The organism is Billgrantia sp. NRB1 (assembly GCF_056921725.1).
Map to the genome: position 1 here is coordinate 3,214,867 of NZ_CM167783.1, position 21,371 is coordinate 3,236,237.

Annotated in this window: 19 protein-coding genes and 1 pseudogene; 8 read left to right on the forward strand and 12 right to left on the reverse strand. The window is 66.2% G+C overall.

What is annotated here, in order from left to right; genetic code table 11:
- Positions 1-24: 24 nt before the first annotated feature.
- The 3 genes from ACZIYR_RS14570 to ACZIYR_RS14580 all read left to right on the forward strand — a co-directional run bounded on the left by ACZIYR_RS14570 (position 25) and on the right by ACZIYR_RS14580 (position 3,997).
- Complete coding sequence (locus ACZIYR_RS14570) at positions 25-1,644, forward strand: alpha-glucosidase family protein (RefSeq protein WP_483527189.1); 1,620 nt, start codon at positions 25-27, stop codon at positions 1,642-1,644.
- Between the two features lie 79 nt (positions 1,645-1,723).
- Entirely contained in the window at positions 1,724-2,830 is a 1,107-nt protein-coding gene (locus tag ACZIYR_RS14575; RefSeq protein ID WP_483527190.1) for an ABC transporter ATP-binding protein, read from the forward strand.
- A 117-nt stretch (positions 2,831-2,947) separates the two neighbouring features.
- Positions 2,948-3,997 carry a LacI family DNA-binding transcriptional regulator gene (locus ACZIYR_RS14580; protein ID WP_483527191.1) on the forward strand — a complete coding sequence of 350 codons (1,050 nt, stop codon included), beginning with the start codon at positions 2,948-2,950 and terminating at the stop codon, positions 3,995-3,997.
- Positions 3,998-4,051: 54 nt separating this feature from the next.
- On the opposite strand, the gene ACZIYR_RS14585 is transcribed toward ACZIYR_RS14580, so the two are convergent.
- From ACZIYR_RS14585 to ACZIYR_RS14615, 7 genes and pseudogenes are all read right to left on the reverse strand, one after another.
- Entirely contained in the window at positions 4,052-4,906 is an 855-nt protein-coding gene (locus ACZIYR_RS14585) for a universal stress protein (RefSeq protein ID WP_483527192.1), read from the reverse strand.
- A gap of 91 nt (positions 4,907-4,997) precedes the next feature.
- The gene (locus ACZIYR_RS14590; RefSeq protein WP_483527193.1) at positions 4,998-6,011 is read right to left on the reverse strand and encodes an isocitrate dehydrogenase; all 1,014 of its coding nucleotides are present in this window, start codon (positions 6,009-6,011) and stop codon (positions 4,998-5,000) included.
- 85 nt (positions 6,012-6,096) lie between these two features.
- Positions 6,097-7,587 (reverse strand): SulP family inorganic anion transporter, encoded by a 1,491-nt coding sequence (locus ACZIYR_RS14595; protein ID WP_473034477.1) that lies wholly within the window; start codon positions 7,585-7,587, stop codon positions 6,097-6,099.
- Between the two features lie 344 nt (positions 7,588-7,931).
- Positions 7,932-8,846 (reverse strand): DMT family transporter, encoded by a 915-nt coding sequence (locus tag ACZIYR_RS14600; RefSeq protein ID WP_473034478.1) that lies wholly within the window; start codon positions 8,844-8,846, stop codon positions 7,932-7,934.
- Positions 8,847-9,107: 261 nt separating this feature from the next.
- Positions 9,108-9,845 (reverse strand): annotated as a pseudogene (locus ACZIYR_RS14605) (slipin family protein); the annotation flags it as partial.
- A 55-nt stretch (positions 9,846-9,900) separates the two neighbouring features.
- The gene (locus ACZIYR_RS14610; RefSeq protein WP_483527194.1) at positions 9,901-11,379 is read right to left on the reverse strand and encodes an NfeD family protein; all 1,479 of its coding nucleotides are present in this window, start codon (positions 11,377-11,379) and stop codon (positions 9,901-9,903) included.
- A gap of 309 nt (positions 11,380-11,688) precedes the next feature.
- Positions 11,689-12,000 carry a putative quinol monooxygenase gene (locus ACZIYR_RS14615; RefSeq protein WP_473034480.1) on the reverse strand — a complete coding sequence of 104 codons (312 nt, stop codon included), beginning with the start codon at positions 11,998-12,000 and terminating at the stop codon, positions 11,689-11,691.
- Positions 12,001-12,098: 98 nt separating this feature from the next.
- Between ACZIYR_RS14615 and ACZIYR_RS14620 the strand changes: the two genes are divergently transcribed.
- A complete protein-coding gene (locus tag ACZIYR_RS14620) occupies positions 12,099-12,503 on the forward strand; it encodes a VOC family protein (protein ID WP_483527195.1) in 405 nt (134 codons plus the stop codon).
- Between the two features lie 292 nt (positions 12,504-12,795).
- Here the strand turns inward: ACZIYR_RS14620 and ACZIYR_RS14625 are convergent, their stop codons facing one another.
- The gene (locus ACZIYR_RS14625; protein WP_483527196.1) at positions 12,796-13,530 is read right to left on the reverse strand and encodes a cytochrome c peroxidase; all 735 of its coding nucleotides are present in this window, start codon (positions 13,528-13,530) and stop codon (positions 12,796-12,798) included.
- Between the two features lie 296 nt (positions 13,531-13,826).
- On the opposite strand from ACZIYR_RS14625, the gene ACZIYR_RS14630 reads away from it, so the two are divergent.
- The 4 genes from ACZIYR_RS14630 (at position 13,827) to ACZIYR_RS14645 (ending at position 18,576) form a co-directional block, all read left to right on the forward strand.
- Entirely contained in the window at positions 13,827-14,897 is a 1,071-nt protein-coding gene (locus tag ACZIYR_RS14630) for a phosphotransferase (protein ID WP_483527197.1), read from the forward strand.
- Positions 14,898-14,944: 47 nt separating this feature from the next.
- A complete protein-coding gene (locus ACZIYR_RS14635; RefSeq protein ID WP_483527198.1) occupies positions 14,945-16,174 on the forward strand; it encodes an ABC transporter substrate-binding protein in 1,230 nt (409 codons plus the stop codon).
- Between the two features lie 75 nt (positions 16,175-16,249).
- On the forward strand, positions 16,250-17,944 hold the full coding sequence (locus ACZIYR_RS14640; RefSeq protein WP_483529091.1) for an ABC transporter permease: 1,695 nt from the start codon (positions 16,250-16,252) through the stop codon (positions 17,942-17,944).
- Positions 17,941-18,576: an ATP-binding cassette domain-containing protein gene (locus ACZIYR_RS14645; protein ID WP_483527199.1), complete on the forward strand. Its 636-nt coding sequence runs from the start codon at positions 17,941-17,943 to the stop codon at positions 18,574-18,576. Before ACZIYR_RS14640 ends, ACZIYR_RS14645 begins: the two co-directional genes overlap by 4 nt.
- Here ACZIYR_RS14645 and ACZIYR_RS14650 read toward each other — a convergent pair.
- From ACZIYR_RS14650 to ACZIYR_RS14665, 4 genes are all read right to left on the reverse strand, one after another.
- A complete protein-coding gene (locus tag ACZIYR_RS14650; protein WP_483527200.1) occupies positions 18,566-19,357 on the reverse strand; it encodes a YiiX/YebB-like N1pC/P60 family cysteine hydrolase in 792 nt (263 codons plus the stop codon). The two genes, ACZIYR_RS14645 and ACZIYR_RS14650, sit on opposite strands and share 11 nt — an antisense overlap.
- Positions 19,358-19,520: 163 nt before the next feature.
- A complete protein-coding gene (locus tag ACZIYR_RS14655; RefSeq protein WP_483527201.1) occupies positions 19,521-19,919 on the reverse strand; it encodes a hypothetical protein in 399 nt (132 codons plus the stop codon).
- A 146-nt stretch (positions 19,920-20,065) separates the two neighbouring features.
- A complete protein-coding gene (locus tag ACZIYR_RS14660; protein WP_483527202.1) occupies positions 20,066-20,479 on the reverse strand; it encodes a hypothetical protein in 414 nt (137 codons plus the stop codon).
- A gap of 399 nt (positions 20,480-20,878) precedes the next feature.
- The gene (locus ACZIYR_RS14665) at positions 20,879-21,277 is read right to left on the reverse strand and encodes a hypothetical protein (protein WP_483527203.1); all 399 of its coding nucleotides are present in this window, start codon (positions 21,275-21,277) and stop codon (positions 20,879-20,881) included.
- Positions 21,278-21,371: the final 94 nt, after the last annotated feature.

A 21,371-nucleotide genomic window follows, 5' to 3' on the forward strand; every position in this document is an offset into this window, starting at 1 on the left:
AGCATCCCGTTCAAAGGAAATCCGATGCAAGACAATACCCTATGGTGGCGCGGTGGCGTCATCTACCAGATCTACCCGCGCAGTTTCATGGACGCCAATGGCGATGGGATCGGTGACCTGGCCGGTATCACCGCGAAGCTCGACTATGTGGCGAGCCTCGGCGTCGACGGCATATGGCTATCGCCCTTCTTCACCTCGCCGATGCTCGACTTCGGCTACGACGTCAGCGACTACCGCGATGTCGACCCGATGTTCGGCACCCTGGACGACTTCAAGGCGCTGCTGGCGAAGGCCCATTCACTGGGCCTCAAGGTGATGATCGACCAGGTGATCAGCCACACCTCCGACCAACACCCCTGGTTCCAGGAGAGCCGCGCCGATCGCACCAACGCCAAGGCGGACTGGTACGTCTGGGCCGACCCCAAGCCCGACGGCACCCCGCCCAACAACTGGCTATCGATCTTCGGCGGCGCCGCCTGGACCTTCGACTCCCGCCGGCGTCAGTACTACCTGCACAACTTTCTGACCAGCCAGCCGGACCTCAACTTCCATCATCCGGAGGTGCGTGCCGCCCAGCTCGACAACATGCGCTTCTGGCTGGAGCTCGGCGTCGACGGCTTCCGTCTGGACACCGTCAACTTCTATTTCCACGACCCGGCGCTTCGCGACAACCCGCCGGTGCCGGCGGGCGAGGCCAAGACCCTGGGCGCCCCGGACGCCAACCCCTACACCTGGCAGCGCCACGTCTATGACCTGAGCCGCCCGGAGAACCTCGACTTCCTCAAGGAGCTGCGCGCCCTGATGGACGCGTTCCCCGGCACCACCACGGTGGGCGAGATCGGCGACGACAATCCGCTGGAGCGCATGGCCGAGTACACCGCCGGTGGCGACAAGCTGCACATGGCCTACACCTTCGACCTGCTCAACGCCCCGCGCTCGGCCCAGTACCTGCGGGAAGTGATCGAACGCTTCCAGCGCCTGGCCGGCGACGCCTGGCCCTGCTGGGCACTCTCCAACCACGACGTGGTGAGAAGTGCCACCCGCTGGGGAACCGACGAGGACCCCGTCGCCTACCCCAAGGCGACCCTGGCGATGCTATTCTCGCTGCGCGGTAGCGTCTGCCTCTACCAGGGCGAGGAGCTGGGCCTGCCCGAGGCCGAGGTGCCCTTCGAGCGCCTCCAGGACCCCTATGGCAAGGTGCTATGGCCGGAGTTCAAGGGCCGCGACGGCTGTCGCACGCCCATGCCCTGGGAGAACGCCGAGACGGGTGGCTTTACCGCCGCGGGCGTGGAACCCTGGCTGCCGGTGGAGGCCCGCCAGCTGCCGCTGGCCGTGGCCGAGCAGCAGGACGACCCGGACTCGCTGCTCAGCGCCACCCGCCGCCTGCTGGCCTTCCGCACCGCCCATCCGGCCCTGGTCGATGGCGACCTCGCCCTGGTGGACGTCGGCAACGACCTGCTCGGCTTCGTGCGGGAAACGGGCGACGAGCGCATCCTGTGCGTGTTCAATCTGACCGGCCAGCCCCAGGAGACCCGGCTACCGATGTCGGTACAGGCGGCCCTCGAGGGGCACGGCTTTCATCACGAGCAAGACGGCGAGACCCTGCGCCTGCCGCCCTACCAGGCGGCCTGGCTCAGGGTCTGACTCTCTACGGCAACAGACATAACAACAGGCCGGCCCGGGGGCGAGACCCTTCATCACCGGGCCGGCAAGGAGACATCCCATGGCAAGCGTCACACTCGACAAGGTCAACAAGGTCTTCGGCAGCACCCATATCATCAAGGACGTCGACCTCGACATCGGCGCCGGCGAATTCGTGGTCTTCGTCGGCCCTTCGGGCTGCGGCAAGTCCACGCTGCTGCGGCTGGTCGCCGGGCTGGAATCGATCAGCGACGGCGAACTGCGTATCGGTGAGACCGTGGTCAACGAGCTGCCGCCCCGGGAGCGCGGCGTGGGGATGGTCTTCCAGTCCTATGCGCTCTACCCGCATATGACGGTCTACGACAACATGGCCTTCGGGCTCAAGCTGGCCAAGACCGCCAAGCAGACGGTCCACGAGCGGGTGATGGCCACCGCGCGCATCCTGCAGCTCGAGGAGTTGCTCGACCGTAAGCCCAAGGCGCTCTCCGGCGGCCAGCGTCAGCGGGTGGCCATGGGCCGCGCCATGGCCCGGGAGCCGCGCATTCTGCTGTTCGACGAGCCGCTCTCCAACCTGGACGCCTCCCTGCGGGTGCAGATGCGCAACGAGATCGCCCGCCTGCACCAGCGCCTCGCATCCACCATGATCTACGTCACCCACGACCAGGTGGAGGCCATGACCCTGGCCGACAAGATCGTGGTGCTCAACGCCGGGCGGGTGGAGCAGGTAGGCACGCCCCATGAACTCTACCAGCGCCCGGCCACCAAGTTCGTCGCCGGCTTTATCGGCTCGCCCACCATGAACTTCCTGTCCGCGGAACTGGTCTCCGGCGGCGCCGAAGGATGCCGGGTGGCAACCGATGGTATCGGCGAACTGGCCCTGCCCCAGAACGCCAGCCGCCATGCCCCCGCCGAGGCCCTGACCCTGGGCGTGCGCCCCGAGCACCTGCGCCTGGCCGAATCCAGCGGCGACAACGCCTTCGAGATCGTCAACGTCGAGTACCTGGGCAACGAAGTCTATGTCTACCTGGAGCCCAAGGCTGGCGAGACCCTGCTGATCCACCGCAGCGAGGCACCCAGCCCCTGGCGGGTCGGCCAGAAGGTGGCGCTGGCGCCCGACTCCGAGCATGTCCACCTGTTCGACGGCCAGGACCGCGCGCTTGGCGTCGTCCCGGCCCGGGCGGTGGCCTGATGCACGGAGCGTCGCATCACCGTCGGGGCTGCATCCATGGTCGCATTGGCCAAGGGGCGCCATCGCGACTATGATAGCGGGCTAACTGAATCGATAAAGATGGCGAAGGAAGCGCTCGTGTCCACTCCCCGACGTATTACCCTGAAGGACCTGGCCCGGGAGCTCGACGTCTCCACGGCGACCGTTTCCAACGCCTTCAACCGGCCGGATCAGCTCTCGCCGGCCCTGCGCAAGCGCATCCTCGGAGAGGCCAAGCGCCTGGGCTATCGCGGGCCTGACGCCAAGGCGCGCAGCCTGCGCACCGGGCGCTCGCGGATCATTGCGGTGATCCTGGCCGAGAGCCTCACCTACAGCCTCAACGACGCCGTGGCCAGCGAGCTGCTCTCCGGCGTCGCCGAGGTGCTGGACGCCCAGGGCCATACCCTGCTGCTGCTCTCCGCCCGCCAGATGCAGAGCGAACTGCCCGGTGCCGCCAGCATGGCGGACGGCTATATCGTCTATGGCCTGATGCCCAGCGAGACGCTGCTGGCGACCCTGCCGACCCAGGCGCCCCTGGTGGCGGTGGACTTCGACGTCGAAGGGCGTCCTTCGATCCATGTGGACGATGAGCGGGCCTGCTACGGTATCGCCCGCCATGCGCTGAGTCGGACCACGCGCCGCCCGGGCATCATCAATCTGCGCCTGACCGCCGAGCCTTGCAACGGTCCCATCGACGCCGGCCGGCGGCTGCTCAGCGCCGAACAGACCATCACCCGCTCGCGGCTCACCGGCTTCTATCGGGCGCTGGAGGAAGCCGGTCATGATCCCGCCGCCGTGCCCATGTGGAATATCGAGGAGAACACCTTCGAGGTATGCGCCCCGGTGATCGCGCCGATCCTCGACTTGCCCGACGACGAGCGCCCCGATCTGCTGTTCTGCATGTCCGACCGCATCGCCCTGACCGCCCTGACCCTGGCCGAAAGCCGCGGCCTGCGCATCCCCGAGGCACTGCGGATCACCGGCTTCGACGGTATCGCCGAGGGGCAGTACCGCGCCCCGCGCCTGACCACGGTACGCCAGGACAGCGTCGAGAAAGGACGCATGGCCGCCCGCATGATCCTGGGCCTGACCCCGCCCGCCTCCAGCCTGCTGACCACGGAGCTGCTGATCGGCGAGAGCTGTCCCTGAACGCAAGCCGCCGACCCGAGGGTCGGCGGCCTGCGTTTCCTGGCGGCACCAGGCTCAGCGCAGCAGCAGCACCGGCACGTTGGCACGCCGCAGCATGGCGGTGGTGGTGCTGCCCACCAGCAGCTGGCGAATCCGCGAGTGGCCGTAGGCCCCCATCACCAGCAGGTCGATCCCGTGCTCCTCCTTGTAGGTGCGCAGCGTCGCCTCCACCTCGCCGGCGCGGATGGCGCCTTCGGCTTCATGGCCGGCCTCGCGTAGCGTCGTCAGCGCCCAGTCGAGCTGGGAGCGGTTGTCGCCGGTCTCGGCGCCGACGATCACCACGTGCACCGGAATCCCCTCGAACAGCGGGCTCTTGGCCAGCATCTCCACGCCCTTTCGGGTGGTCTTGCTGCCGTCGAAGGCAAGCATCACCGCCTCGGGGCGTGTGAAGGTATCGGGCACCATCAGGATCGGCCGATGCAGGGTGCGCACCACCCGCTCCAGGTTGGAGCCCAGGTGGCCGCTGTCCTGATGGGCGGTCTCGCCGCGCTTGCCGATGACCAGCAGGCGCATCTCCTCCTGCAGCTCCTCCAGGGTCTCCACCAGGGTGCCGTTGCGCTGGCGGATGGCGGGCTCCTCGACGCCGGCCTCCACGGCCCGCTCCCTGGCGGCCCCCAGCATCAGCCGCCCCTGCTCCTGGGCAATCTTGGCGCGCCGCTCGTCGAGGTGGGCGAGCTCCTCGAGCAGGTGCTCACGAGACCCCAGGCCGATATTGCCGGAGAGGTCCGCCTCGGCGGTCTGGGGGTGGTTGTCCACCACGTGCAGGAAGGTCAGCGGCGCCTCGAGCGCCCGGCTGGCCCAGGCGGCGTAGTCGCACACGCCCGCCGAGAACTTGGAGCCGTCGATAGCGGCCATCACCTGGTCTGTCATTGCATCGTTTCCCGAGCTGGCGTTCGTTTCACTATCCCTACGGGCGTTTTTACCGCATCGTCAGGGTGTTGCCTAGGCGCGCCGGCGAGTCTTACGCCGTCAGGTTTGCCACCAGGGCCTCAGCGAAGGTGTCGGTGGTACCGCTGCCGCCCAGATCCGGCGTCACCTGGTCACGAGCCGTTTCGAGCACCTCGCGGATGGCGGTGCGAATCCGGGTGCCCTTGTCCACCATGCCCAGGTGGTCGAGCATGTCCGCCGCGGCCAGCAGCAGGGCGCAGGGATTGGCAAGCTGCTTGCCGGCGATGTCGGGAGCCGAGCCGTGGACGGCCTCGAAGATGGCGGCGTCCTTGCCGATATTGGCCCCCGGCGCCAGGCCCAGGCCGCCTACCAGGCCGGCGCACAGATCGGAGAGGATATCGCCGAACAGGTTGGTGGTGACGATGACATCGAACTGGTGAGGATTCATCGCCAGCTGCATGCAGGCGTTGTCGACGATCATCTCCTGGAACTCGATCTCGGGGAATTCCTGGGCGACCTCGCGGGCCACATCGAGGAAGAGCCCGGAGCTGGTCTTGATGATATTGGCCTTGTGCACCGCGGTGACCTTCTTGCGGCCCTTGCTGCGGGCCAGCTCGAAGGCGTAGCGGACGATGCGTTCGGAGCCGGTGCGGGTCACCTTGATGCTGGCCAGGGCGGTCTCGCCGTCCTCGCTGAGACTCTGGCCCTCGGCCATGTAGGCGCCTTCGGTGTTCTCGCGCACCGTGATCAGGTCGATGTCATCGTAGCGCGAGCGAGTGCCGGGGAAGCTGATCGCCGGGCGCACGTTGGCGTAGAGGTCGAAGTGGCGGCGCAGCTGCACGTTGATCGAGGAGAAGCCCTTGCCGATGGGGGTGGTCAAGGGCCCCTTCAGGGCCACACCGTACTCGGCGATCTTGTCCAGGGAGGGCTGGGGAATCAGGGTGCCGTGCTTCTCCAGGGCGCCCAGCCCCGCCTCCACGAAGTCGAACTCGAGCCCGCAGTCCAGGGCCTCCAATACCTTGAGGGTCGCGTCCATGATTTCCGGGCCGATGCCATCGCCTTTGAGTACCGCTATCGTTTGACTCACCAGTGCCTCCTCGTCGAATCAGTGTGCGCCGGTATGGTCGAACACGGCGCACCGCTTGACCAGCCCGGCGAAAGTGGCATGCGCCTCAGTGCCCGCCCATCAGCTTCTCCACGGCGGCGGGGTCGTCATGCACCGCGTAGCGGTCGACGATGGTGGCGCTCGCCTCGTTGAGGCCCACCAGCTCCACCTCGGTGCCCTCGCGGCGGAACTTGATCACCACGCGGTCCAGGGTCTGCACGGCGGTGATATCCCAGAAGTGGGCGCGGGAGAGGTCGATGGTGACCTTCTCCACGGTCTCCTTGAAGTCGAAGGCGTTGCCGAAGCGCTCGGAAGAGGCGAAGAACACCTGCCCCACCACCCGATAGGTCCGATGGCGCCCCTCATCGGTCTCTTCGGAGCCGATATACAGGATGTTGCCTACCTTGTTGGCGAAGTTCATGGCGGCGATCAGCACCCCGACGAAGACGCCGATGGCCAGGTTGTGGGTCGCCACGGTGACGATGACGGTGGCGACCATCACCACGTTGGTGCTCATCGGATGCTGCTTGAGGTCCTTGATGGAGCTCCAGCTGAAGGTGCCGATGGAGACCATGATCATCACCGCCACCAGCGCTGCCATGGGGATCTGCGACACCCAGTCCGAGAGAAAAACTACCAGAATCAGCAGCACCACGCCGGCCACCAGGGTGGAAAGCCGCCCGCGGCCGCCGGATTTCACGTTGATCACCGACTGGCCGATCATGGCGCAGCCCGCCATGCCGCCCAGCAGGCCGGAGCCGATGTTGGCGATGCCCTGGCCCTTGCACTCGCGGTTCTTGTCGCTCGGGGTATCGGTGAGGTCGTCGACGATGGTGGCGGTCATCATCGACTCCAGCAGGCCCACCACGGTGAGCATCAGCGCATAGGGCAGGATGATCCACAGGGTCTCGAGGTTGAGCGGCACGTCCGGCCACAGGAACATCGGCAGGGTATCGGGCAGCTCGCCCATGTCACCCACGCTGCGGATCTCCATGCCCGAGATCATGTAGACGGCGGTGAGCACCACGATGCAGACCAGCGGCGAGGGAATCGACTTGCCGATCTTCGGCAGGTAGGGAAAGCCGTAGATGATAGCCAGGCCGGCGATGGTCATGGCGTAGACATGCCAGGTCACGCCGGTGAGTTCCGGCAGTTGGGCCATAAAGATCAGGATCGCCAGGGCGTTGACGAAGCCCGTCACCACCGAGCGCGAGACGAAGCGCATCAGCTCGGCGAGCCTGAGATAGCCCGCGATGATCTGCAGCACCCCGGTGAGCAGGGTAGCGGCGAGCAGATACTCGAGACCGTGGTCGCGTACCAGGGTGACCATCAGCAGCGCCATGGCGCCGGTGGCCGCCGAGATCATGCCCGGACGGCCGCCGGTGAAGGCGATGATCACCGCGATGCAGAAGGAGGCGTAGAGGCCCACCTTGGGGTCCACGCCGGCGATGATGGAGAAGGCGATGGCCTCGGGTATCAGGGCGAGGGCCACCACGATACCGGCGAGGGTGTCGCCCTTCACGTTGGAGAACCAGGTCTGTCTTAAGGATTCGAACATGTGACCGTCCAGTGGAGCGTTATCGTCATGCCGTCAGGCGCCAGGGGGTCTTGCGTGCGACACCATGCCGTTGGCCGCACCCTGAAGGGTACGGAGGCAGGAGGGTCGCCATCGGGTAAAGCAGAAAGGCACAGCGCGCCCGAGGCATCAGCGTGATGCCCAGCAGCCGCACTGCCAGATTGCGGGGAGGAGTACGCTAGGGCGGCGTGGCCAGCCCTGTCAGGGGAGTCATCACGGTGTGTCGTTCCCTTGTTCTTTACGATCGGGGCTTGCCGATCGCGCTATTCGATCGGCCACGCTGTCAAAGGTCCAGGCGACCGCCACGTCAGGAGCGCGGCATTCTATCAGACTCGATGCTGCGCTGCATCCTGGCCGCGCAGCCGCTTCTCCAGGCGGCGCTCATAGAGGCCCTTGGCGACCAGGGTGCCGAGTACCAGGCCGCCGCCCACCAGGGCGATGGGCGCCGGCCGCTCGGCGAGGATCCACCACACCCAGAGCGTGCCCACCACCACCTCGAGCAGCATCAGCAGGCCCACCTCGGCGGCGGGCAGATAGAGGGGGCCGCGCTGGATCAGGGTGAAGCCCAGCGGCAGCAGCACCAGGCACAAGAGCACCAGCAGCAGCAGGCTCTCCGCCGGGGGCAGAGCCAGGCCGCCGGTCACGCTGCCCACCAGGGCGGCCACGCCGGCCACCAGCAGCCCGGAGAGGGTCAGCATGGGGCTCATGTCGATCCCCGGACGGGTTCGGCAGAGGGTGAAGTTGGCGGCCAGCGAGGTCGCCGCCAGCAGCGCGAAGCCGTTGCCGATCCAGGAGCCCTCGCCGGCATCGTCGAGCACGATCAGCGAGGTGCCCAGCAGGCAGAGCCAGATCGCCAGCCAGGTCCGCCGCGGCAGCCGTTCACCGAGAAACAGGCGCGACAGCAGCGCGGCGATCAGCGGCGCCCCGGCCAGGATCATCAGCACGTTGCCGCCCTTGGTGTACTGGTTGCCGAGCACGAAGCCAAAGGTGGAGCAGCTGAACAGCACCGCCACGCCGATGCCGGTCCAGCCGCAGCGCCGGTAGGCCTGCAGGGTGCCGGCGCCGTGACGCAGCAGCATGATGGCGATAAAGCCCAGTGCCGTGAGCAATCCCCGCCAGACCAGGATCTCGGCGTCGGGAAGGCCGATCAGTTTGATCAGCAGGGCGTCGGGAGAGATGATCAGGGCGCCGCCGCCGGTCAGCAGCAGCCCCTGCTGGCGATGTGAAAGCGAATGAATCAAGGCGACCCCGTTGCCGGAAGCCCCGTCGCGGGGGTCGTTGAAATGGGCGTCTTATCCCTTGTCACGCCCCTCGTCGTTCTGGTCGTCCCTGTCCGCATGCTTGTCTGGCTCCTGGTGAGTGTCCGGGTCCGGCTGATCGGCATCGTCCTGCTGGAGAAACTCGGCCTGCTCGGCCTCGGCCTGCGCCCGATCCGCTTGGTAAGGGTCCCCGCCGTTCCCGGCAGGGGTTCCGCCGCTGCCACCGGAACGCAAGGCGCCGCCCATCTGCTTGAAGGCGTCCATGAGATCGATGGGCAGCGGTACCACGATGGTGGAGGCGTTCTTGTTGCTCATGTCGTTCATGGTCTGCAGGTAGCGTAGCTGCAGGGCCGCCGGGTTGCCGGACATGATATGGGCCGCCTCGACCAGCTTCTTGGAGGCCTGCAGCTCACCCTCGGCGTGGATCACCTTGGCGCGCCGTTCGCGCTCAGCCTCGGCCTGGCGGGCGATGGCGCGAATCATGCTGTCATCCAGGTCGACATGCTTGATCTCCACGTTGGCCACCTTGATGCCCCAGCCTTCGGCCGAGCTGTCGATGATCTCTTGAATGTCGTCGTTGAGCTTGTCGCGCTCGGAGAGCATCTCGTCCAGGTCGTGCTTGCCGAGCACCGAGCGCAGCGTGGTCTGGGCGAGCTGGCTGGTGGCATTGACGAAGTTCTCCACCTGGATGATCGCCTTCTCCGGGTCCACCACCCGGAAATAGAGTACCGCATTGACGCGCACGGTGACGTTGTCCTGGGAAATGACGTCCTGCTCGGGCACGTCCATGGTGATCACCCGCAGGTCGACCACCTCCATCTTCTGGATGCCGGGGATGATGATGATCAGGCCCGGTCCCTTGACCGACTGGAAGCGGCCGAGAAAGAACACCACCCCGCGCTTGTACTCCGGCAGGATACGAATGGCCGCTGCCAGAAACATCAGCACCAGTACCAGCGGCACAAGATAGGTAATCAACATGGTCGCGACTCCTTGGCAGTTCCTTGGCTTACGATGTCATGGCCGCAGCCGATGGCTACGAACCGGATGAGTGGGCCTCGGCCGGTACCACCTCGACGGTCAAGCCGTCGATGGCCACGACCTTGAGCGACTGCCCCCGATGGATCGGCTGGCTCGCCTGGGCCCGCCAGCGCTCCCCGTGGAGGCGCACATGGCCCTGTCCCTCGAAATCCTCCAGCGCCACGGCCTCGGCGCCCACCAGCTCCTCCTGCCCGGTACGCACCCGGCTGCGACGCAGCCCCACGAAACGGGTCATCACCCACAGCATCAGCAGCGAGGCCAGGCCCGCCACGCTGGCGATCATGGGAATGGAGATGTGCAGGGTGTCGGCATCCATCAGGATCACCGACCCGATCACGAAGGCGACGATGCCTCCCGTGCCCAGTATCCCGAAACTGGGCATCAGCGCCTCGCCGACGATCAGCGCCAGGCCCACCAGGATCAGTGCCAGGCCGGCATAGTTCACCGGCAGCACCTGGAAGGCGAACAGCGCCAGCAGCAGGCAGATGATGCCGATGGTGCCCGGCACCAGGCTGCCCGGGTTGGACAGCTCGAAGATCAGCCCGTAGAAGCCGATGATCATCAGGAAGTAGGCGACGTTGGGGTTGGTGATCACCTGCAGCAGCTGGGTGCGCCAGTCGGGATCGAAGCGCTCGATCACCAGATCGGCGGTCTCCAGGGTGCGCTCGCCATCATCCATCACCACGGTGCGGCCGTCGATCTGCGCCAGCAGGTCATCGATGTTTCTGGCCACCACGTCGATGACATTCTTCTCCAGGGCTTCGCGAGAGGTCAGGTTGACCGCTTCACGAACCGCCTCCTCGGCCCAGTCGGCGTTGCGGCCGTGACGTTCGGCCAGCCCACGGATATAGGACACCGCGTCCTCGAGCACCTTGCGTTCCATGGCGGTCTCGCCGCGCCGCGGGCTGTCGGCGGCCTCGCTGCGCTCGTCGGCCTCCTCGCGCATCTCGTCGTCATCGGGCAGCGCCTCGTCATCGTTGGCACCGTTTTCTTCGCTCGCCTCGTCATTGGCGTCATCGTCGTCGTCACCGATGCCCGGAAAGCCACCCCCCATCTGCACCGGCGTGGCCGACCCCAGGTGCGTGGAGGGCGCCATGGCGGCGACATGGCTGCCATAGATCAGGTAGGTGCCGGCGCTGGCGGCCCGCGAACCGCTGGGCGACACATAGATGGCCACCGGCACGCTGGAGGTGAGCATGGCGCGGATCATGTCCCGCATGGAGGCGTCCAGGCCGCCGGGGGTATCCATCTCTACCACCACGATCTCGGCGTTCCCTTCGGCGGCCCGGCTCAGGCCGCGCTGGAAATAGTCGCTGGTGGCGGGGCCGATGGCGCCATCGATGGTCATCACCAGGGCGGTGCGCTGCTCCTGCTGGGCGTGGGCATGCCACGCCATCAGCCCGCCCAGCACCAGGCAGAGCAGGCTGAAGAGAAGCACCAGGCGATGAAACAGGGAGGCACGGAGCACGCTCATGATGACCCTTCCTTCCGGTAACGGCAGCTGTCCTGTGTGAGTGTCTCCGCCGCGGTTGGTTCAGCGTCTTCTGATTCCAGCCTAGCAGGGCAGGCAAGGCGACGCCGAATCGAATCAAGGCTATCGCAGTTGGCGACAACGAAGGGCGCCGGGGACAAGCCAGAGAGGAGGTCCTACGCCATGGATGGCGTCGGTAGCGCCCAGGGAAGGGTTCACAGCGCCTCCTCTCAGGCTTGTTGCCGGATCAGCCCCGAGCGATGGAGCTATCTGCGATAACCCTGCGAATCGAATGTCGGCCTGGCGCCTGGGTCAGTGAGCGACCGCTCGCGGCTGGGTGGCCAGCACGTCGGCGCGAATCACCCGCTGTTCGGCGATCAGCGGATTGACCACCTCCCGGCAGGCCAGGTAGTGGGGCGTCTGCTTGTGGGCGGCGAGCGCCGCCTCGTCGGCGTAGATCTCGTAGAGGTGAAAGAGGTCCGGCGTGTCGCGATCCTCGATGACGTCGAAGGCATGACAGCCCGGCTCCTCGCGTACCGAGGCGGCGGCATTGGGCAGCATGGCGGCCAGGAAGGCGTCGCGCTGGCCGGGCTTGAGGCGGGTCTGGACGATGATGCAGTACATGGGCGGGCTCCTGTCGAAAGCGATGGGGTTGTGGTTAAGGGATATTTATGAAAACATTTTCCACAAATACACGAAACCCTGACCCGGAGATCGAGCCCATGCAACGCCCCGCCCCGCTCAACGGCATGCGCCATATCGCCCTGCAGGTACAGGACCTGGAGGCGTGCGAGCGCTTCTACGTGGATATCCTGGGCATGCGCGTGCTGAGACGCGCCCATGAGGATCTGGTCTACCTGACGCTTGGCAACGACAACTTTTCGCTGAGCCGCGCCAAGGCCGACACCGGCGGCGACCCGCAGCGCCTGGATCACTTCGGCTTCGTGGTCGACACCCCGGAGGACGTGGATGCCTGGCACGACTACCTGCAGGCCAGCGGTGTCGAGGTAGTACGCGGCCCCCACGATCACGGCGACGGCGGCCGCAGCCTCTACTGCCGGGATCCCGACGGCACTGCCGTACAGCCGCTCTATCACCCCAGCGTATCCGGCCAGCGGCTGCGCTGACCCCTTCTCTCTCGTTGGCGGCCCTCTGGCCGCCGGTTCACCGGCATGCCCGACATGCTGGCTCCTTGGGTGCCACCGCTGGCGGTGGCACCCTTTTTTTGGTTCTTCGCATTTTAGCGTGAACATGTTTGGCAGGCTCTATGGTGGGAGGCCGGCTCTGCCGGGCGAAGGCGCCGCAGGCGCCCCCTGGGTAGCGCTGCGCGCTACTTCGCGAGCTGAAGCTCCCTCCCACAAGGCCCATTCACGCCAGTCTGCGCTGAACCCTTTTTTTCATCAGTCGAGCAGGGCCTGGCTAGAGGTCATGCGGCTCGCCCGCATAGCGTCGCTGCACCTCCACCACATAGGCCGAGAGCGCGGCCAGCTCCTCGCTGTCCCAGCCCATCGCCTCGGCCGCCATGGGAACTACCATGCACATCTGGACCATCTCGTCGGCGTGCACCTGGTCCAGGCCGAACATGTTCTCGCCCATGGCCACACGATGCGGATAGGGCTGCTTGAAGGTTTCCAGATACCCCGCATCCTCGGCGTGGCAGGTGGCGCAGGACATGTTGTTGGTGCTCAGGGAGTTGTCGCGAAACAGCTCGCGACCCAGCGCCAGCAGCTCGGGGTCGTTCGTGCCGTCCTCGCTGTAGACCGGTGAGTAGCCCTCGGGGCGCTGGATATCACTGGTATCCGCTTCGGCTTCGGCTTCCGCTTCTGCCTCGGCTTCTCCCTCCGCTTCTGCCTCGGCTTCTCCCTCTGCTTCAGCCTCCCCTTCCGCCTCGGCTTCTCCCTCTGCCTCGGCTTCTCCCTCTGCCTCCCCTTCTGCTTCAGCCTCGCCTTCGGCCTGCCCTTCCGCCTGGGCGCTGGCCAGCAGCAGCGTCTCTTCCGACAGGGACGCCAGCCCCCTGTCACCCGAGGTATCGTCGGCGGTGACCTGCAGCGCCACGCCGCCGGCCGCCATCAGGGCCAGGGCCGGTGCCGTGTAGGCCAGCTGTCGACTGAGGCGACCCAGCAGTCTGCGGCGTTTCTCGTCATGCTGTGACATGATCTCTACCTCCCTATGGCAATCCATAGCAAGTTGTTGATTGTTAAGATTGTATTATGATCGCTCCCTAATGAGAGGGCACCGCCGGCTGTCGACGGTAGGCTTTGGTAGGCTGAGACAGCGAGACCTTACAGCCGGGGACAGACTGGATACCGATTGGCGCCTGCTCATGGTCAGTGCAGGACAGCGCTGTAAGGAAAGGGCCCCACCTCCGACCATTCACTGGCACACTGTCCACTTGTTCACTGTCTACCGGTCCACCGCCCGAGATCGGACGACCCGATAGCGAGGAATCCATGCCGGATACCGTCTCTGCCTTCGCTGGTCCGGAAACGCTGGCCGCTCAGCTCGAGGCGGCGCTCAGCCTGGACGGCCAGCGGCGCGACATTGGCCAGATTCGGCCGATGGCCGATACCGGCCTGGCCCATCACCACCTGTGGCTTGGCCGCGAAGGCGGGGACTGGGTCGCCCGACTGCCCAAGCAGAGTCAGCTGGGCCTGGCTCCGGACGCCAACCTGGACTACCAGGCGACCTGCTTCGCTCGCGCGGCTGCGAGCGGCCATACCCCGGCGCTGCAGGGAGTACTCCCCCCCTCGTCGGCGCTGCCCCGCGGGGGGCTGCTGGTCAGCGCGGTGCGTGGCCGCCCGGCACGACTGCCCCAGGATCTGCCGGCCATCGCCGCCGCCCTGGCCGCCCTGCATGCCCTGCCGCTGCCGCCACGAGAGCGGCGCGCGCCGCTGCGCGCCCCCGCCGACCCCTGGGCGGCGATGCGCCGGGAGGTGGCCGACCAGGCCGCCTTCCTCGACGCGGCCGACCTCGGCCCGGCACAGCGCGACGCCATCGAGGCGGAACTGGCGGCACTGCCCGACACCCTGCCCAACGCCGACGCGCGGCTGATCAGCTTCGATGCCCACCCCGGCAACTTCCTGATGACGGCCGAAGGCCGTGCGGTGCTGGTGGACCTCGAGAAGTGCCGCTACGGCCTGCCCGGCTTCGACCTGGCCCACGCCACTCTCTACACCTCCACCACCTGGGACCTGAACAGCCATGCCGAGCTCACGACCGACCAGGTGGCCGGCTTTTATCGGGACTGGGCACAGGCCGCAGAGGCCGCTTCCGATAGCGCCAGCCTGCTGGCCTGCAGGCGCGCCATGTGGCTCTGGTCGCTGACCTGGTGCGCCAAGTGGCGCGCCCGCCATGGCCGCGCCCAGGACGCTACCGCGCGCGGGGAAGACTGGTCGGCCGAGCTCAGCGACGACGCCCTGGTCGCCCACGTCCGCGACCGCGTCGAGCACTATCTGTCGCGGCCGATCATCGAACACGTGCGCGCCGAGCTGCGCGAACTCGAGCGCAGCCTCTCCCTGTGACCCGGCCCTGAGGCCCCATGACGACACTGCCGAAAGGAACTCCGACGATGCCGATCCGCCCCCTTTCCCTGCTACCCGCCCTCGCCCTGCTGCTGCCCCTGTCAGCACATGCCGCCCCCGACCCCGGCGACTGGGAGGCAGTGCTCGACGAGGCCCGTGGCCAGACCGTCTACTGGCATGCCTGGGCGGGAGACACCCGCACCAACGGCTATATCGACTGGGTCAAGGGCCGCGTCAAGGCCGAGCACGATATCGACCTGGTCCACGTCAAGCTGGAGGACACCAGCTCCGCAGTATCGCGGGTGCTGGCCGAGAAACAAGCGGGCAACCACGACAGCGGAAGCGTCGATCTGATCTGGATCAACGGCGAGAATTTCGCCGCCATGCGCGACAACGACCTGCTGTTCGGCCCCTTCGCGGAAGCGCTGCCGAACTTTTCACTGACCTACCCCGACTACAACCCCGAGGTGGTAACCGACTTCACCCTGCCGACGGAGGGCTTCGAGTCCCCCTGGGGCAAGGCGCAGATCACCTTCTACTACGACCGCGACGACATGGACGAGAGCGCTGGCGTCGAGGCGCCACCGCGCAGCATCGAAGCGCTGCTCACCTGGGCCGAGGCCAACCCGGGGCGTTTCACCTATCCCCGCATCCCCGACTTCACCGGCAGCACCTTTCTCAAGCAGGCGCTGATCGCCCTGACCGACGACACCGAGGTGCTCTACGCCCCGGTGGCGGAAAGCGATTTCGACGCCGTGACCCAGCCGCTGTGGGACTACCTGGAAGCGCTGCATCCCCACCTGTGGCGCGGCGGCCGCCAGTTTCCCGCCAACGGGCCGGAGCTGCGCCGGCTGATGGGCGACGGCGAGCTGTCGCTGGCCTTCACCTTCCATCCATCGGAGCCCGCCGCGGCGGTGGCCGACTTCGAACTGCCGCCCACCGTCGCCAGCTATGTGCTGGATGACGGCACCCTCGGCAACGTGCACTTCGTGGCCATTCCCTTCAATTCGCCCCACAAGGCGGCGGCCATGACGGTGGCCAACTTCCTGCTCTCGCCGGAAGCCCAGGCCCACAAGCAGGATGTAGCGGTATGGGGCGACCGCACCGTGCTCGACGTCGCCAGGCTGGACGAACGGGACCAGGCACGCTTCGTCATCGACCAGGACAACCCGGCCATGCTGCCGGCCGATGCCCTGCAGAAGACCCTGCCCGAGCCCCACCCCAGCTGGATGACCGCCCTGCAGGAGGCCTGGCGGGCTCGCTATGTGGGCAACTGAAGGACCTCAGAGAGTCGCCAGTCCCTTGTGCCGGCCGTATCGTGAGAGGCGCCCACATCGGGCGCTTAGGCGGTGATGCTGCGTCTCGCGCCGGCGCTGATTGTCACCCTGCTGGTCGGCCCCATCCTCGCCGGGCTGGCCATGGCGGTGCTGCCCGCTTTCGGCTATCTGCCGGCGCTGGGCGGCACCGCGTTCAGCCTGGCGCCGTGGCGGGAGCTGTTCGCCCAGCCCGGCCTGGGGCGCTCGGTGGCGGTGAGCTTCACCAGCGGCCTGGCCACCACCGCGGTGTCGCTTGCCGTGGTGCTGCTGTTCCTGGCCGGCGCCTCGGGCAGCCGGCTGGACCGCTGGATCCGGCGGATGGTCTCGCCGCTGCTGTCGATTCCCCACGCCGCCGCCGCCTTCGGGCTGGCCTTCCTGATTGCTCCTTCCGGCCTGGTGGCACGCCTACTCTCGCCGGGGCTCACCGGCTGGGAGCGGCCGCCGGATGCGCTGATCGTCCAAGACCCCTGGGGACTCTCGCTGATGGCCGGCCTGGTCATCAAGGAGATCCCCTTCCTGCTGCTGATGAGCCTTGCCGCCCTGCCCCAGCTCGACCCCGAGCGGCGCCTGGCGATGGCCCGCTCGCTGGGCTACCGCCCGACCATCGCCTGGCTCAAGGTGGTGCTGCCGGCGCTCTATCCGTTGATCCGTCTGCCGGTCTATGCGGTGATCGCCTACGCCACCTCGGTGGTGGACGTGGCGCTGATCCTCGGCCCCACCCTGCCGCCGACGCTGTCGGTATCGATCCTTACCTGGTTCCACGACCCCGACCTCTCCCGGCGCTTCATGGCCTCGGCCGGTGCCGTGCTTCAGCTCGGCGTCACCGCCACGGCACTGGCCACCTGGTGGTGCCTAGAGCGCGTGATCTCCCGTCTGGGACAGCACTGGATCGCGCGCGGCGGGCGCCGGCGCGGCGAGCAGCCGCTGCGCCTGGCCGGCAAGGGATCGATCCTGCTGGCCACCCTGACCGCCTTCACCGGCATGGCCAGCCTCGCCCTCAACTCCGTCGCCGGTTTCTGGCGCTTCCCCGAGGCCCTGCCCCAAAGCGTGACCACAACGCACTGGCTGCGCGCCCTGCCTGCCCTATCCGGACCGGTGATCTCGACCATCGTCATTGCCTGCGTCGCCACCCTGATCGCCCTGGCGCTGGCGCTGGCGGCACTGGAAAATGAGCAGCGTACCGGCCGCCATCCGACCGAGGGGCGGGTGCTCTCAGCGCTGGGGCTGCTCTATCTGCCGCTGATCGTGCCGCAGATCGCTTTCCTGTTCGGCCTGGTGGTGGTGATGGAATCCCTAGGCACTCGCCCCACCCATGGCCTGGTGATCTTCGGCCACCTGCTGTTCGTGCTGCCCTATGTGTTCCTGTCGCTGTCCGAGGCCTACCGGCGCTTCGACCCGCGCTGGACGCAGCTGGCGCTCAGCCTGGGGGGCTCGCGCAACGGCGTCTTCTGGCGAGTGCGGCTGCCCATGCTGCTGGCACCGATGCTCACCGCCTGCGCGGTGGGGCTTGCCGTCAGCATCGGCCAGTACCTGCCCACCCAGCTGCTCGGCGCCGGCCGGGTACCCACCGTGACCACCGAAGCGGTGTCGCTGGCGGCCGGCGGCAACCGCCGGGTGATCGGGGTTTGGGCCCTGGTCCAGGCCAGCCTGCCGCTGGTGGGCTTCATCATTGCCGTGGGCCTGCCACGGCTGCTCTGGTCCCACCGTCGCGGCATGCGAGGCGCCCCATGAACGACCGCCATACCCTGACCCTGGAACAGATCCGCATCACCCTGGACGAGGTGACGCTGCTGGAGCTCGACGCCGAGGTGGGTCCCGGCGAAGTGCTCACGGTGATGGGCCCCTCGGGCTCCGGCAAGTCGACCCTGCTGGCCTTCCTGGCCGGCTTCCTGGCCCCGGCCTTCCGGGCCAGCGGCCGGGCGCTACTCGATGGCCGGGACATCACCGGCCTGCCGGCGGAGCGACGCGGTATCGGCCTGCTGTTTCAGGACCCGCTGCTGTTTCCCCATCTCTCGGTGGGCGGCAACCTGCGCTTCGGCATGCCCCGCGCCACCCCCGACAAGGCCGCTCGGGTGGCCTCGGCGCTTGCCCAGATCGGCCTCGCGGGCTTTGCCAAGCGCGACCCGGCCACCCTCTCCGGCGGCCAGATGGCCCGGGTGGCGCTGATGCGCCTGCTGCTCTCCGAGCCCTGTGCCGTGCTGCTCGACGAGCCCTTCTCCAAGCTCGATACTCATCTGCGTCACGAGATGCGCCAGCTGGTGTTCCAGCGGCTGCGCGATGCTGGGCTGCCCAGCCTGCTGGTCACCCACGACCGGGAAGACGCCGAGGATGCCGGCGGCCGGGTGATCGAGCTCAGTCACTGAGTCCGGATGAGGTAGTCGGCATGCCCCCATGCGGCTCTTGCCAGCGCAGCCGATAAGGATCGAAGCCGTCGACCAGCTTGGGTTTGACGATCTGGAAATAGGGCGAGAGATCGAAATCCCGAGGCGTGAACAGCGAATGGTGGCGCCGTCGTAGCAGAGGGCGCCCCTTGCGCGGCCCGGACCCAACCCTGGCGCCTTCATGGCTGGGCAGAATCGGATACCGAACCGACTGAAACGCCTCGGCAATCAGCGTAGAGCAGATGGCCCGGGTCGGGTCTCCGCTGCCGAGCATGAGCATGCCCCGACGCCAGCGCGAGGGTACCGGAGGAAGCGGCATCAGGTAGCGCGCCAGATCCAGGATGTTGCGCAGGTCGTAGCAGTGGCCGACTCGACCACAGGCGAAGCGTATCAGCGCATCGACATCCTCAGGCGCGAGCCCCATGGGGCGGCAGATTCTCAACGGCACGCCGACAAACTCATCGAACCCCACCAGTCTGACGCCTTCGCTGAGATCCGCTTCGACGAAGCAGTCACCCGGCCGCCCGCCGGCTTCCCGAGCGGCTTGCTCGCCGACGAAGAGCGCGGCATGGGACCAGGAGGACTGCGTGAGATACTTGATCACGGTGCTGAGTCGTGAAGAGCCCTCCACCAGCAGCACATCTCCCGGCTCCAGGCAGGGCAGCAGGTCGCTTTCAATACGCCCTTCGGGCTGATGCCAGGGGCGCGGGCAAGAGAGCCAACAGCTCAGCAGATACCCGATCCGTTCGATCAACTCGTTCATGATCCGCCCCTCCCTCAGCTAGCCAGGCACCAACGCGCCGGCTATGACTTGCTGTCGCGACCATTGGCCGCGCCTTACAGGGGAAGCAGCTATCGCAGAGGCGCAGACGACATCGCCAGGCGTGCTACCTGGCGATGTCATGGGAAGGGGGGAGAGTTGTCGATTAATAGTCGGTGCGCAGTTGGTAGCGATTGGCGCCCTGCTGTTTGCCGCTGGCGTTCCAGGACTCGACTTCCAGCGTGTAGGTACCGGGCTGCAGCTGGCGGTCGAGGACGAAGTTGCTGCCTTGCCGGGCCGCTGTGGTCACCATGCTTCCGCTCTCATCCCGCAGGGCGGCACGAACGTGAATGTGCGCCGTTTCAGTGGGAACGAGCGCCTGGCTGGCGACCTTGACCCGGGTCGGGGACTGGACCTGCAGGGTATAGTGGTCCTTGCCACCCACCGCCTGTGAGCTCGAGTAGCCATTGTTCAGGTCCAGCGACATCGCGGAGGCCTGACCGGCCAAGCCCAGTGCAAGTGAAGTCGTCATTGCGGCAGCGGTAATTTTCATCGAAAATTTCATGATACTCTCCTGACACCATCAAGTTTATAATCAATTTATCACCAGGATCTTATTGCGCCGATCCTTGGTTATTTAGTAGGTAACTCAGACCGATTCCTTACAGCATTTCCCCAACAAGTCATCAGCCAGCTGTCGGCCACACCCCATCACCGCCCGGCGACGATCCGGGTGTTAAGCAGATAACGATTGGGGCCGTCCTTCTTCATGGTGATGTTGCGAGATTCCACCAGCAGCGTATAGCGACCCGGTTCTAACTGGCGATCGATAGTGAAGGCGCTGCTCCAGTGAGGGATGGATGCCACCACGTTGTTGTTCTCATCGACCAGGCGACCACGAACATTCAGGCTGCCTGAGTAGAGGGGAACGATACTATGGCTCTTCACGGTCACTCTCGCCGGCGATTGAAGCTGCAGGCTATAGCGGTCCGTTCCTCCTACCGAGCTGGAACCCGACCAGCCTTGGCGCAGAACCGTATCATCACTTGCCGATGCATGAGCCACGGCTCCCAGCGCCAGCGACGCCGCCAACAGTGTTGCCGAGAATTTGGTTATCGCTTTCATGACACTCTCCTTCCATCATCTTAACTCGTTAGCTTTCGAGGACCCATCTCGTGAATCCTTGCCTCTTAGTAGTACAGCCACAGCCAGTCATTACAGGAAAAACGACAAAAACAAGATTCCATTGCCTTCTATAAAACAGTCAGAAGATTTCATACCGACCTGTAAAGAATCGCCTTTTTCTACGACTAAAGCCTTCGCGCATTTCGCCGTCCGGCTCGCGAGAAACACCGGGAGAGGACGCATGATGTTAGTCCCCGGATCACTCCCACGAGGGTGCCGGCAACCGAGCGGCCGAATTCAGTCACTGCCTGTCATGGTGGGAGCTCATCTATCAGGATGCCAACGACATCGCCAGGCGTGTCGCCTGGCGATGTCATGGGAAGGGGGGAAAGTTGTCGATTAATAGTCGGCGCGAAGCTGGTAGCGATTGGCGCCCTGCTGTTTGCCGCTGGCGTTCCAGGACTCGACTTCCAGCGTGTAGGTACCCGGCTGCAGCTGGCGGTCGAGGACGAAGTTGCTGCCTTGCCGGGCCGCTGTGGTCACCACGCTGCCGCTCTCATCCCGCAGGGCGGCACGAACGTGAATGTGCGCCGTTTCAGTGGGAATGAACGCCTGGCTGGCGACCTTGACCCGGGTTGGGGACTGGACCTGCAGGGTATAGTGGTCCTTGCCACCCACCGCCTGTGAGCTCGAGTAGCCATTGTTCAGGTCCAGCGACATCGCGGAGGCCTGGCTGGCCACGCCCAGCATGAGTGCAGCGGTCATTACGGCAGCGGATGCTTTCATTGTGAGTTTCATGACACTTCTCCTCAATCAACGACTTCTGGTTATCTTTTGAGAGTTCCATCTCGTGAATCCTTGCCTCTTAGTAGCACCCCACACCCAATTATTA

Coding starts and splice junctions, on each gene's coding strand:
- ACZIYR_RS14570 (WP_483527189.1), top strand. CDS start 25: ATGCAAGACAATACCCTATGGTGGCGCGGTGGCGTCATCTACCAGATC.
- ACZIYR_RS14575 (WP_483527190.1), top strand. CDS start 1,724: ATGGCAAGCGTCACACTCGACAAGGTCAACAAGGTCTTCGGCAGCACC.
- ACZIYR_RS14585 (WP_483527192.1), bottom strand. CDS start 4,906: ATGACAGACCAGGTGATGGCCGCTATCGACGGCTCCAAGTTCTCGGCG.
- ACZIYR_RS14595 (WP_473034477.1), bottom strand. CDS start 7,587: ATGTTCGAATCCTTAAGACAGACCTGGTTCTCCAACGTGAAGGGCGAC.
- ACZIYR_RS14610 (WP_483527194.1), bottom strand. CDS start 11,379: ATGAGCGTGCTCCGTGCCTCCCTGTTTCATCGCCTGGTGCTTCTCTTC.
- ACZIYR_RS14615 (WP_473034480.1), bottom strand. CDS start 12,000: ATGTACTGCATCATCGTCCAGACCCGCCTCAAGCCCGGCCAGCGCGAC.
- ACZIYR_RS14620 (WP_483527195.1), top strand. CDS start 12,099: ATGCAACGCCCCGCCCCGCTCAACGGCATGCGCCATATCGCCCTGCAG.
- ACZIYR_RS14625 (WP_483527196.1), bottom strand. CDS start 13,530: ATGTCACAGCATGACGAGAAACGCCGCAGACTGCTGGGTCGCCTCAGT.
- ACZIYR_RS14630 (WP_483527197.1), top strand. CDS start 13,827: ATGCCGGATACCGTCTCTGCCTTCGCTGGTCCGGAAACGCTGGCCGCT.
- ACZIYR_RS14635 (WP_483527198.1), top strand. CDS start 14,945: ATGCCGATCCGCCCCCTTTCCCTGCTACCCGCCCTCGCCCTGCTGCTG.
- ACZIYR_RS14640 (WP_483529091.1), top strand. CDS start 16,250: ATGCTGCGTCTCGCGCCGGCGCTGATTGTCACCCTGCTGGTCGGCCCC.
- ACZIYR_RS14645 (WP_483527199.1), top strand. CDS start 17,941: ATGAACGACCGCCATACCCTGACCCTGGAACAGATCCGCATCACCCTG.
- ACZIYR_RS14650 (WP_483527200.1), bottom strand. CDS start 19,357: ATGAACGAGTTGATCGAACGGATCGGGTATCTGCTGAGCTGTTGGCTC.
- ACZIYR_RS14655 (WP_483527201.1), bottom strand. CDS start 19,919: ATGAAATTTTCGATGAAAATTACCGCTGCCGCAATGACGACTTCACTT.
- ACZIYR_RS14660 (WP_483527202.1), bottom strand. CDS start 20,479: ATGAAAGCGATAACCAAATTCTCGGCAACACTGTTGGCGGCGTCGCTG.
- ACZIYR_RS14665 (WP_483527203.1), bottom strand. CDS start 21,277: ATGAAACTCACAATGAAAGCATCCGCTGCCGTAATGACCGCTGCACTC.